The organism is Arenimonas sp. SCN 70-307, from assembly GCF_001724815.1.
GTDB lineage: Bacteria > Pseudomonadota > Gammaproteobacteria > Xanthomonadales > Xanthomonadaceae > Arenimonas.
Genome location: NZ_MEDO01000016.1, coordinates 47,048 through 59,296, shown reverse-complemented (window position 1 = coordinate 59,296; position 12,249 = coordinate 47,048). Strand labels below are relative to the sequence as shown.

Annotated in this window: 8 protein-coding genes; 3 read left to right on the top strand and 5 right to left on the bottom strand. The window is 70.0% G+C overall.

The window, feature by feature from the left end; genetic code table 11:
• Positions 1 to 102 precede the first annotated feature (102 nt).
• From ABS41_RS09820 to ABS41_RS09810, 3 genes are read right to left on the bottom strand one after another with little or no spacing between them, the layout of a single operon-like run.
• Entirely contained in the window at positions 103 to 1,905 is a 1,803-nt protein-coding gene (locus tag ABS41_RS09820; RefSeq protein WP_290593434.1) for a DUF885 domain-containing protein, read from the bottom strand.
• Between the two features lie 43 nt (positions 1,906 to 1,948).
• The gene (locus ABS41_RS09815) at positions 1,949 to 2,707 is read right to left on the bottom strand and encodes a class I SAM-dependent methyltransferase (protein ID WP_290593432.1); all 759 of its coding nucleotides are present in this window, start codon (positions 2,705 to 2,707) and stop codon (positions 1,949 to 1,951) included.
• A 36-nt stretch (positions 2,708 to 2,743) separates the two neighbouring features.
• On the bottom strand, positions 2,744 to 3,289 hold the full coding sequence (locus tag ABS41_RS09810) for a pseudouridine synthase (RefSeq protein ID WP_290593430.1): 546 nt from the start codon (positions 3,287 to 3,289) through the stop codon (positions 2,744 to 2,746).
• 62 nt (positions 3,290 to 3,351) lie between these two features.
• On the opposite strand from ABS41_RS09810, the gene ABS41_RS09805 reads away from it, so the two are divergent.
• Together ABS41_RS09805 and ABS41_RS09800 are read left to right on the top strand one after the other, a co-directional pair.
• Positions 3,352 to 5,127 carry an ABC transporter ATP-binding protein gene (locus tag ABS41_RS09805; RefSeq protein ID WP_290593428.1) on the top strand — a complete coding sequence of 592 codons (1,776 nt, stop codon included), beginning with the start codon at positions 3,352 to 3,354 and terminating at the stop codon, positions 5,125 to 5,127.
• Between the two features lie 93 nt (positions 5,128 to 5,220).
• Positions 5,221 to 6,453: an amidohydrolase family protein gene (locus ABS41_RS09800; RefSeq protein ID WP_290593426.1), complete on the top strand. Its 1,233-nt coding sequence runs from the start codon at positions 5,221 to 5,223 to the stop codon at positions 6,451 to 6,453.
• Positions 6,454 to 6,592: 139 nt separating this feature from the next.
• Here the strand turns inward: ABS41_RS09800 and ABS41_RS09795 are convergent, their stop codons facing one another.
• Positions 6,593 to 7,513, bottom strand: a complete 921-nt coding sequence (locus ABS41_RS09795; protein WP_290593424.1) for a methyltransferase — start codon at positions 7,511 to 7,513, stop codon at positions 6,593 to 6,595.
• 181 nt (positions 7,514 to 7,694) lie between these two features.
• On the opposite strand from ABS41_RS09795, the gene katG reads away from it, so the two are divergent.
• Positions 7,695 to 9,890: a catalase/peroxidase HPI gene (gene katG, locus ABS41_RS09790; protein ID WP_290593422.1), complete on the top strand. Its 2,196-nt coding sequence runs from the start codon at positions 7,695 to 7,697 to the stop codon at positions 9,888 to 9,890.
• Positions 9,891 to 10,006: 116 nt separating this feature from the next.
• Here katG and ABS41_RS09785 read toward each other — a convergent pair whose 3' ends face one another.
• Positions 10,007 to 12,229, bottom strand: a complete 2,223-nt coding sequence (locus ABS41_RS09785) for an NADP-dependent isocitrate dehydrogenase (protein WP_290593420.1) — start codon at positions 12,227 to 12,229, stop codon at positions 10,007 to 10,009.
• Between the last annotated feature and the right edge of the window lie 20 nt (positions 12,230 to 12,249).

Below are 12,249 nucleotides of genomic sequence, written 5' to 3'. Positions count from 1 at the left end.
ATCAAGGTCATAAAGCGGGTGGCCTACGGCTACCGCGATGACGCCTACTTCTTCCTGAAGATCCGGGCGGCCTTCCCCGGACTTGGGTGAAGAACCATTCTTTTAGCGCGCCTGGTCCTCGATCCAGGCGTCCATGCGCTGCTCGAGCACGTCCAGCGGCAGCGCGCCCTCGGCCAGCAGGGCGTCGTGGAAGGCGCGGATGTCGAAGCGATCGCCAAGCTTTTGCTCGGCGCGTGAGCGCAGCGCGCTGATGCGCAGCTGGCCCACCTTGTAGGCCAGGGCCTGGCCCGGCGTGGTGATGTAGCGGTCGACTTCGTTGGCGATGTCGTGCCGCGACTTGGGCGCGTTGTCGGCGAAGTATTCAATGGCCTGCTCGCGCGTCCAGCCCTTCGAATGCAGGCCCGTGTCCACCACGAGGCGCACCGCGCGCCACATGTCGTAGGCCAGCTGGCCCATGCGGTCATAGGGGTCGTCGTACAGGCCCATGTCGTAACCCAGGCGCTCGGCGTACAGGCCCCAGCCCTCGATGAAGGCGGTGAAGCCGCCCTGGCGGCGGAACATCGGCTGGTCGGGCATTTCCTGCGCCAGCGCGATCTGCAGGTGGTGGCCGGGCACGGCCTCGTGCAGCGACAGCGCCATCATTTCCCAGCGCGGCCGCGACTCGGGCTTGTAGAGGTTGACGTAGTAGTAGCCCGCGCGGCGGCCGTCGGCGGACGGGCGCTGGTAGTAGGCCGTGGTGGTGTCGGGCGCGATCGCGTCGGGGATGGGAATCACGCCGTAGGGCGTGCGCGGCAGCTTGCCGAACACCTTCACCAGCTCCGGGTCCATGCGCCGGCTGATGGCGCGGTATTCGGCCAGCAGGGCCTGCGGGTCGGTGTGGAAGAAACGCGGGTCGGTGCGCAGGTATTCGAAGAAGGCAGCCAGGTCGCCCCCGAAGCCCACCTCCTTGCGCAGCGCCTCCATCTCGCCGCGGATGCGCGCCACTTCCGACAGGCCGATGGCGTGGATCTCGTCGGCGCTCATCGCGGTCGTCGTGTAGCGGCGGGCGAGGTGGTCGTAGTAGGCGCGGCCGTTGGGCAGGTCGCCGGTGGCGACGGATTCGGCGCTGGCCGGCAGGTACTCATCGTTGAAGAAGGCCTCGAAGCGCGCCAGCGCCGGCAGCACCACGTCGGCAACGGCGGCGCGGCCTTCGGCCTGCAGGCGCTCGCGTTCGGCGGCGGGCAGCGCGTCGGCCATAGCCAGGAAGGGCTTGTAGAAGCTGCTGTCCTCGGCGCGGGCGACGCGCTGGGCGGCGATCTGCGCCGGCACGCGCTGCATCACCGCCTTGGGCGCCACCCAGCCGCTGGCCATGCCCTCGCGCATCAGTGCGATGGTCTGGTCCACGAGCGTGCCGTAGCCGTGCAGGCGGGCGGTCCAGTCGGCGTAGTCGGCGGCGGACTCGAAGCGCAGCGCCGGCGCCATCTGCACGGCCAGCAGGTGCACGCCACCGCGCTGGTCCACGGCCAGGCGCTGCGAGGGGAAGGCCAGGGCTTCGAGGTCGATGCGCAGCTCGCGCAGGTAGAGGTCGTAATTGAGCTGGTCGGCCGGCGACAGCGCGGCGCGGTCGATGCCCTCGAGCGTGGCCAGCGAGGCGCGCAGCGCGGCCTCGCGGCGGGCGAAGGCCGCCGGCGAGAGGTCGGGCAGGCGGGCGTTGTAGCGCTTGTCGCCCAGGTAGCTGGCCATCAGCGGGTTGTCTTCGAGCTGGCGCTGCCAGTCGGCCTCGAACAGGGCGTGCAGGCGGGTGGCCGCTTCATTGGCGGGTGCCTGTGTCGCGGTGGCCGCCTCGGCGGCGAGCGCGGGCAGGGGCGAGGCGAGGCTGGCGAGGGCAAACGCCATCGCGGCGGCGAGCGCGCGGGTTCGGGTCATGCGGGGGTGCTCCGGTTTGCGGTATCGGGTTTTCGGAAGGCGTTCAGTCGGCCGGCGGCGAGCGCCCGGCGCGGATGGACAGGGGCCAGCTCACCTCGCGGGTGGCGGCGGGGTCGCCCCAGGCGGCGGCGAAGCGGGCCTCGAGTTCGGACACGGCGTCGCGGCCGGTGTCCTTGAGATGGCGCTGGCTGGCCGACCAGGTGCGCAGGTAGGCCAGGTACTGGGCCAGCGTCCACTGCTCGCTCATCTCCAGGCGCGGGATCTCGCCCAGCGCGTCGAAGTGGAAGGGCAGGTGGCGGTAGCCGTCCTCGATATGGCGGCGCTCCGGCGGCCAGTACGTGCCGAGCACGTCGCCATAGAGCTCGTGGTAGACCTCGTCCACCTCGCGGCTGACGCGCGAGATGCCGTAGCACCACACCGCGCACAGCCCGCCGGGCTTGAGCACGCGCAGGGCCTCGTTGTTGAAGCGCTCCTGGTTGAACCAGTGGTAGCACTGCGCGGCGGTGACCAGGTCGACGGTGTGGGTGCGCAGCGTGCAGTGCTCGGCCGACTCGACGCGCCAGACGATGCGCGGGTTCGCCGGCGCCTGGGCGATCTGCTCGGCGCTGGCGTCGCTGGCGTGCACGCGGTTGAACCAGTGCGCCAGCGACACGCTGGCCTGGCCGTTGCCGCAGCCCACGTCCCAGGCCAGGTCGTGCTGCCGGCACTGGTCGGCCAGCCACTGGAACAGTTCACGCGGGTAGGTGGGGCGCGCCGCGGCGTAATCGACCGCATGGCCGGAGAAATGATCCTCGAACGCCATCACCCACCTCCCAGGTGCCCTGGCCCCATTTTCGGCTCAGAGCGGCTCGTCGCGCCACTGGCCGGGGCGCAGGCCCTCGAGGCGGTGCGGGCCGATGGCGATGCGAAGCAGGCGCAGGGTGGGCAGGCCAACGGCGGCGGTCATGCGGCGCACCTGGCGGTTGCGGCCTTCGGTGATGGTCAGCTCGATCCAGCTGTCGGGCACCGACTTGCGGAAGCGCACCGGCGGGTCGCGCGGCCACAGCCAGTCGGGCGCGCCCACCAGCTTGCGGGCCTTGGCCGGGCGGGTCGGGCCGTCCTTGAGCTGCACGCCCTGGCGCAGCGCCGCCACCTGCTCCTCGGTGGCCTCGCCCTCCACCTGGGCCAGGTAGGTCTTGGGCCAGTGGAACTTGGGCGAGCTGATGCGGGCGATCAGCGGGCCGTCGTCGGACAGCAGCAGCAGACCCTCGGAGTCCTGGTCCAGCCGCCCGGCGGCATAGACGCCCTCGGGCAGGTCGAAGCCGGCCAGCGTGGGCCGCGGCGGCACGGTCTTGTCGGTGAACTGACAGAGCACGCCGTAGGGTTTGTTGAAGGCAATCAGCATTCGCCCAGCATACGCCGCATGGGAAAATGATGCCGGCGCCCGTCCCCGCCCCAGGAAATCCCATGGCCACGCCCCATCCGCTGCGCCGGCTCGCCGGCTTCGCCCGTCCGCACCGCGGCACCGCCGTGCTGGCCACCGTGTACTCGGTGCTCAACAAGATCTTCGACGTGCTGCCCGAGCTCCTGATCGGCGTGGCGGTGGACGTGGTGGTGAACCAGGAGGACTCCTTCCTGGCCGGCTTCGGCATCCCCGACCCCCTGCAGCAGCTGTACGTGCTGGTGGCGCTGACGGTGGCGGTGTGGGTGCTCGAGTCGCTGTTCGAATACCTGTACGCGGTGAAGTGGCGCGGGCTGGCGCAGGAACTGCAGCACGCGCTGCGCCAGGCCGCCTACGGCCACCTGCAGAAGCTGCCGCCGGCGGTGATCGAGCGCGAGCGCAGCGGCCGCCTGATGGCGGTGATGAACGAGGACGTGAACCAGGTCGAGCGCTTCCTCAACACCGGCGCCAACGACCTGATCCAGGTGGTGGTGTCGTCGCTGCTGGTGGGCGCGGTGTTCTTCGTGCTCACCGCCGACCTGGCGGCGCTGGCGATGCTGCCTATCCCGCTCATCCTCATCGGCGCGTTCTGGTTCCAGAAGCGCCTGGCGCCGCGCTACGCCGCCGCGCGCGAGGCCGCGGCCACGGTGTCGGCGCGCCTGAACAACAACCTCGCCGGCATGGCCACCATCCAGGCCTACACCGCCGAGCGCTTCGAGGCCGAGCACCTGCGCCAGGCCTCGGACGAATTCCGCGCACGCAATGCCGACGCCATCCGCTTCTCGGCGGCGATCACGCCGGTGATCCGCATGGCCATCCTGGCCGGCTTCGTCGCCACGCTGCTCTACGGCGGCATGCTCACGCTGCGCGGCGAGCTGGGCGTGGGCAGCTATTCGGCGCTGGTGTACCTCACGCAGCGCCTGCTCTGGCCGCTGACGCGGCTGGCCGACATGGTCGACCTCTACCAGCGCGCCATGGCCTCGGTGAACCGGGTGATGGACCTGCTCGACACGCCGGTGCCGCCGCGCGGCGAGGCGCCGCTGCCCGAGGGAGCGCGCGGCGCGCTGCATTTCAGCGGCGTGGGCCACGACTACGACGGCCGCCCGGCGCTGCACGGCATCGACCTGGACGTGCCGGCCGGCGCCACCGTGGCCCTGGTCGGCGGCACCGGCGGCGGCAAGAGCACCCTGCTCAAGCTGCTGATGCGCTTCATCGACCCGGCCCGCGGCCGCATCGAGTTCGACGGCGCCGACCTGGCCGGCCTCGACCCGGAGGCGCTGCGCCGCCGGATCGGCTACGTGGCCCAGGAGCCCTTCCTCACCGACGGCAGCGTGGCCGACAACATCGCCTACGGCGAGCACCAGCCCGACCGCGCCCGCATCGAGGCGGCGGCGCGCGCGGCCGAGGCCCACGAGTTCATCGCGGCCCTGCCGGACGGCTACGACAGCCCGGTGGGCGAGCGCGGCGGCAACCTCAGCGGCGGCCAGCGCCAGCGCATCGCCCTGGCCCGCGCGCTCTACCGCGACCCGCGGGTGCTGGTGCTCGACGAGGCCACGTCGGCCGTGGACAACGAAACCGAAGCCGCCATCCAGCGCTCGCTGGCCACCGCCGCGCGCGGCCGCACGACGCTGGTGGTCGCGCACCGCCTGAGTACGGTGCGCCACGCCGACCGCATCCACGTGCTCGAGGCCGGCCGCATCGTCGAATCGGGCACCCACGACGAACTCATCGCCCGCGACGGCCCCTACGCCGCCCTCTGGCGCCTGCAGACCGGCGACGTGGCGGGCACAACACCGGGGTAAACCGGTAATGTTCCCGGGCCACCCCGCCAACCACGAACCCAAGGGATGACGATGCGCCGGATTGTTTCGCTTTTGATTGCCTCAAGCCTGGGCGTGGCCGCGCTCCCGGCCGTCGCCGACACCGTGGTCATTTCGGCCGAGCGGCTGCTCGATGTGCGCACCGGAACATGGGTGGCCAAGCCCGAGGTGCTCGTGCGCGACGGGAAGATCGTCAGCATCAGCGCCGGGCCCGGCCCGGCGGTGGAGGGCGCGCGCCGCATCGAACTGCCCGGCCTGAGCCTGTTGCCCGGCCTGATCGACATGCACGTGCACCTCGATTCCGACCCCACCTACGGCGGCTACACCGGCCTGCAGTTCTCCGACCGGTTCTGGTCGATGCTGTCGGTCAGGCACGCCGCCGACACGCTCGAGGCCGGCTTCACCACCGTGCGCAACGTCGGCGCCGACCACTGGAACGACGTGGGCCTGCGCCAGGCCGTGGACGAGGGCAAGGTGCGCGGCCCGCGCATCGTCTCGGCCGGCTACAGCTTCGGCGCCACCGGTGGCCACTGCGATTCAACCTATTTCCCGCCGTCATTCGAGGCCAGGAACCCGTACAACGCCGACAGCCCCGACGAGGCCCGCAAGCGGGTGCGCGAGATCCGCAAGCATGGCGCCCAGGTGATCAAGATCTGCGCCACCGGCGGCGTGTTCTCGCGCAACACCGAACCCGGCCAGCAGCAGATGCGCGAGGACGAGATGCGCGCCGTGGTCGAGGAAGCGCACCAGTGGGGCCTGAAGGTGGCCGCGCATGCGCACGGCACCTCGGGCATCAAGGCCGCCATCCGCGCCGGCGTGGACACCATCGAGCACGCCAGCCTGATCGACGACGAGGGCATCGCGCTGGCCAGGAAGGCCGGCACCTTCCTGTCGATGGACATCTACAACACCGAGTACACCCAGTCCGAGGGCCGCAAGAACGGCGTGCTCGAGGACAACCTGCGCAAGGACCGCGAGATCGCCGACCTGCAGCGCGAGAACTTCCGCCGCGCCCACGCCGCCGGCGTGCGCATGGTCTACGGCACCGACGCGGGCGTGCACCGCCACGGCGACAACGGCCGCCAGTTCGCGTGGATGGTGCGCTACGGCATGACGCCACTGCAGGCCATCCAGGCCGCCACCGTGAACTCGGCCGAAGCCCTGGGCCGCCAGGACGTGGGCGTGGCCGAGCCGGGCCGCTGGGCCGATTTCGTGGCGGTGCCGGGCGACCCGACCGCGGACGTGGCGCTGCTCGAAACCATCCCGGTGGTCATCAAGGGCGGCGTGGTCGAAAAAGACACCCGCTGAGCGCACCCTTGCAGGAGCGGCTTCAGCCGCGAATCTTTTGAATCAAGAGCTTCGCGGCTGAAGCCGCTCCTACAGAAGCCAGAAACGACGAGGGGCCCCGTGGGGCCCCTCTTTGTTCGACAACCAGGCCCTCGGCGGTTTACTCCGCCTGCGGCTTCACGAAACGCAGGGTCATGCGGTCGCTCTCGCCGATGGCGGCGTACCTGGCGCGGTCGGCCTCGGGGTGGTTGTTCGAGGGCGGCAGGGTCCACACGCCGTTCGGGTGGTCCTTGGTGTCGGCCGGGTTGGCGTTGATCTCGCTCTTTTCCTCGAGCACGAAGCCCGCGGCCTCGGCCAGGCCGATCACGTAGTCTTCCGGCAGGTAGCCCGAGGTCTTCACCTCGGCCAGGGACTTGCCCGGCGCCGCGCGGTGCTCCACCACGCCCAGCACGCCGCCCGGCGCCAGCACGTCGTAAAAGGCCTTGAACATGGCCGCTTCCTGGCCGGACATCACCCAGTTGTGCACGTTGCGGAAGGTCAGCACCACGTCGGCCGAACCGGGCTCGCCGATGACCGGCGCGGCCGGGTCGACCTCGACCAGGACGGCGTTGCCGTAGACGTCCGGACGCGCCGCCAGCTTCTCGCGCAGCTTGCCGTTGGCATTGGCGTAGTAGTCGCGGGCGCGTTCGTTGGCGGCCTTGGCCGGGTCGTTGACCACGCCCACGTAGCTGCCCTTGTCCTTCGGCAGCGGTGCCAGGATCTCCGTGTACCAGCCGCCGCCCGGCGAAATCTCGACGATGCGCTGGCTCGGGCCCACGCCGAAGAAGGCCAGCGTCTCGCGCGGGTGGCGCCAGGCGTCGCGGGCCACGTTGGCCGGGTCGCGCCAGTCGCCGGCCAGCACGGCATCGATCGGGTCGGCGTTGGCGTTGCGGTCCGGCTCGGCGGCCGGCTCGGCCGTGGCTCCGGTGCTGCTGGCCAGGCCGGCGTCGGCGGCCGGGGCGGCCTCGTCGGCCTTCTGGCAGCCGGTCAGGGCGAAGGCCAGGGCGAAGGCCAGCAGGCTGGGGGTGGCGGTGAGGCGCATTCGGTTCTCCGGGGGTGGTTCGAAGGTGCCCGAGGCTATCACGCAGCCCTGTTAACGCCGGGTGCGTGCCTTTGCGATAGGCAAAAACTATCACCCGCATCCAAAACATTCATTTCTGCTGAACGGTGTGAAGGCGCACTATGGCAAAACCAACCGTATCGCCCACCCCAAGGAGAGCTCCATGTCCAACGAAGCCAAATGCCCGGTCCATCACATCGGCATGGGCAAGGGCCCGCGCAACATCGACTGGTGGCCCAACCAGCTCGACCTCAGCGCGCTCACCGTCCACTCCGAGAAGACCAACCCGCTCGGCAAGAACTTCAACTACCGCAAGGAGTTCCAGAAGCTCGACCTCGACGCGGTCATGGCCGACCTCAAGGCGCTGATGACCGACTCGCAGGACTGGTGGCCGGCTGACTACGGCAACTATGGTGGCCTGATGGTGCGCCTGACCTGGCACGCCGCGGGCACCTACCGCATTTCCGACGGTCGCGGTGGCGCCGGCACCGGCGACCAGCGCTTCGCCCCGCTCAACAGCTGGCCGGACAACGGCAACCTCGACAAGGCCCGCCGCCTGCTGTGGCCGATCAAGAAGAAGTACGGCAAGAAGCTCAGCTGGGCCGACCTGCTCGTGCTCGCAGGCAACGCCGCGATGGAAGGCATGGGCTTCAAGACCTTCGGTTTCGCCGGCGGCCGCCCGGACATCTGGGAGCCGAACGCCGTCGACTGGGGCCCGGAGAAGGAGTGGCTGGCCACCAGCGACAAGCCCGGCAGCCGCTACAGCGGCGAGCGCGACTTGGCCAACCCGCTGGCCGCCGTGCAGATGGGCCTGATCTACGTGAACCCGGAAGGCCCGGACGGCAAGCCCGACCCGCTGGCCTCGGCCCGCGACATCCGCGAAACCTTCGCGCGCATGGCCATGAACGACGAAGAGACCGTGGCGCTGGTCGCCGGCGGCCACACCTTCGGCAAGGCGCATGGCGCCGGTGACGCCGCCAAGGTCGGCGCGGAGCCCGAGGGCGCCGACATCGCCGAGCAGGGCTTCGGCTGGATCTCCACCCACGGCAGCGGCAAGGGCAACGACACCATCACCTCGGGCATCGAGGGTTCCTGGACCCCGAACCCGATCCAGTGGGACAACGGCTACTTCGACGTGCTGTTCGGCTACGAGTGGGAGCTCACCAAGAGCCCGGCCGGCGCCCACCAGTGGCACCCGAAGAACCTCAAGCCCGAGCACCACGCGCCGTCGGCGCATGATCCGTCGAAGAAGGTCACCATCATGATGACCACCGCCGACATGGCCATGCGCATGGACCCGGCCTACGAGAAGATCTCGCGCCGCTTCCACGCCAACCCGGCCGAGTTCGCCGACGCTTTCGCCCGCGCCTGGTTCAAGCTGACCCACCGCGACATGGGCCCGCGCTCGCGCTACCTGGGCAAGCTCGTTCCGAAGGAAGTGCTGATCTGGCAGGACCCGGTGCCGGCCGTCGACCACCCGCTGGTGGACGCCGCCGACGTGGCCGCGCTCAAGGCCAAGGTGCTCGCTTCGGGCCTGACGACCCAGCAGCTGGTGGCCACTGCCTGGGCCTCGGCGTCCAGCTTCCGCGGCAGCGACAAGCGCGGCGGCGCCAACGGCGCGCGCATCCGCCTGGCCCCGCAGAAGGACTGGGAAGCCAACCAGCCGGCGCAGCTGGCCAAGGTGCTGGGCGTGCTCGAGGGCATCCAGAAGGACTTCAACGCCTCCGCCACCGGCGGCAAGAAGGTCTCGCTGGCCGACCTGATCGTCATCGCCGGCAACGCGGCGGTCGAGGACGCCGCGAAGAAGGCGGGCGTCAACGTCACCGTGCCCTTCAACCCGGGCCGCACCGACGCGAGCCAGGAGCACACCGACGTCGATTCGTTCGCGCCGCTGGAGCCGAAGGCCGATGGCTTCCGCAACTACGCCGCCGCGGGTGTCGAAGGCCTGGCCGAGCGCCTGGTCGACAAGGCCGCGCTGCTCACGCTGACGGCCCCGGAGATGACGGTGCTGGTCGGTGGCCTGCGCGCGCTGGACGCCAACGTGGGTGGCGCCAGGCACGGCGTGTTCACCAGCCGCCCCGGCGTGCTGAGCAACGACTTCTTCGTGAACCTGCTCGACATGGGCACGAAGTGGGCGCGTTCGGCCGGCGACAAGAACGTGCTCGAGGGCCGCGACCGCAAGACCGGCGAGCTCAAGTGGACCGGCACGATCGTCGACCTGGTGTTCGGCTCGAACTCGCAGCTGCGCGCCATCGCCGAGGTCTACGCCGAGTCCGACAGCCACGAGAAGTTCGTCAACGACTTCGTGGCCGCCTGGACCAAGGTCATGGAGGCCGACCGCTTCGACCTGCACGACTGATCCGCGTAAATCAAAACCCCGCCCGGTCTCGCGACCGGGCGGGGTTTTTCTTTGGCTCGACAAGAAGGGGGCCAGGTTCACTTCCCGGCGGGAAGTGAACCTGACCCCCTTTCTCTTTACAGGGCAGCGAGGGCCGCGTTGAAGGTGGGGCTGGGGCGCATCGCCGCCGAGACCTTGGCCAGGTCCGGGCGGTAGTAGCCGCCGATGTCCACGGGCTGGCCCTGCACGGCGAGAAGCTCGGCCACGATCTTCTGCTCGTTGTCGGCCAGGGCCTTGGCCAGCGGCGCGAACTTCGCCTTCAGGGCCGCGTCCTCGTCCTGCGCGGCCAGGGCCTGGGCCCAGTACATCGCCAGGTAGAAGTGGCTGCCGCGGTTGTCGATGCCGCCGACCTTGCGCGAGGGGCCGCGGTCCTCGTCGAGGATGCGGGCGTTGGCGGCGTCGAGCGCCTTGGCCAGCACCGGGGCCGAGGAGTTGATCCAGCGCTGGGCCACGTGCTCGAGCGAGGCCGCCAGGGCGAGGAACTCGCCCAGCGAATCCCAGCGCAGGTAGTTCTCCTCGGTGAACTGCTGCACGTGCTTGGGCGCCGAGCCGCCGGCGCCGGTTTCGAACAGGCCGCCGCCGGCCATCAGCGGCACGATCGACAGCATCTTGGCGCTGGTGCCCAGCTCCATGATCGGGAACAGGTCGGTGAGGTAGTCGCGCAGCACGTTGCCGGTGACCGAGATGGTGTCGAGGCCGGCGCGGATGCGCTGCAGCGACAGCTTCATCGCCTCCACCGGCGCCAGGATGCGGATGTCCAGGCCCGAGGTGTCGTAATCCTTGAGGTAGCGCTGCACCTTGGCGATCAGCTGCGCGTCGTGGGCGCGCGCCTGGTCGAGCCAGAACACCGCCGGCGTGGCGCTGAGCTTGCTGCGGTCGACGGCCAGCTTCACCCAGTCCTGGATGGGCGCGTCCTTGGTCTGGCACATGCGCCAGATGTCGCCCGCCTCGACGGCGTGCTCGAACACCACCGCGCCGTCGGCCGAGACCACCCGCACGGTGCCGTCCACCGGCACCTGGAAGGTCTTGTCGTGCGAGCCGTATTCCTCGGCCTTCTGCGCCATCAGGCCGACGTTGGGCACGCTGCCCATCGTCGCCGGGTCGAAGGCGCCGTTCGCGCGGCAGTCGTCGATGACGGCCTGGTAGATGCCGGCGTAGCAGCGGTCGGGGATGACGGCCTTGGCGTCCTGCAGCTTGCCGGCGGCGTTCCACATGCCGCCCGAGTCGCGGATCATCGCCGGCATCGAGGCGTCCACGATCACGTCGCTGGGCACGTGCAGGTTGGTGATGCCCTTGTCCGAGTTCACCATCGCCAGCGCCGGGCGCGTGGCATACAGCGCCTCGATGTCGGCCCTGATGCTGGCCTGCGTGGCCTCGTCGAGCTCGCCCAGGCGGGCGTAGAGGTCGCCGATGCCGTTGTTGGCGTCGAAGCCGATGCGTTCGAGCGCGTCGGCGTGCTTGACCAGCACGTCCTTGTAGAACTCGCGCACCACCACGCCGAACATGATCGGGTCGGAGACCTTCATCATCGTGGCCTTGAGGTGCAGCGAGAAAAGCACGCCCTTTTCGCGCGCGTCCTCGATCTGCGCGGCGATGAAGGTGGCCAGCTGGCGCTGGCTCATCACCGCCGCATCGACGATCTCGCCGGCCTTGACCTTCACCGATTCGCGCAGCACGCGGTGGCTGCCGTCCTTGCCGTGCAGCTCGATGCGCAGGCTGCCGTCGGCCGCCAGGGTGTGCGACTTCTCGCTGCCGTAGAAATCACCGCCGTCCATGTGCGCCACGTGCGATTTCGACTCGGCCGACCACTTGCCCATCTTGTGCGGGTGCTTGCGCGCGTAGGCCTTCACCGAGTTCGGCGCGCGGCGGTCGGAGTTGCCCTCGCGCAGCACCGGGTTCACGGCGCTGCCCTTGGTGCGGTCGTAGCGCGCCTTGGTGTCCTTCTCGGCGGCGTCCTTCGGCTCCTCCGGGTAGTCCGGCAGCGGGTAGCCCTGCGCCTGCAGCTCCTTGATGGCGGCCTTGAGCTGCGGCACCGAGGCGCTGATGTTGGGAAGCTTGATGATGTTGGCTTCGGGCTTGGTGGCCAGCTCGCCCAGCTCGGCCAGGTCGTCGCTGATGCGCTTGTCGCCCAGCAGCTCGGGGAACTGCGCCAGGATGCGGCCCGACAGCGAGATGTCGCGCGTCTCGACCGCGATACCGGCGGCGCCCGCGAAGGCCTGCACGATCGGCAGCAGCGACTGCGTGGCCAGGAACGGCGCTTCGTCGGTGAGGGTGTAGAGGATCTTGGGCGTGTCGGACATGGTCGGGCTCTCGTGAAATC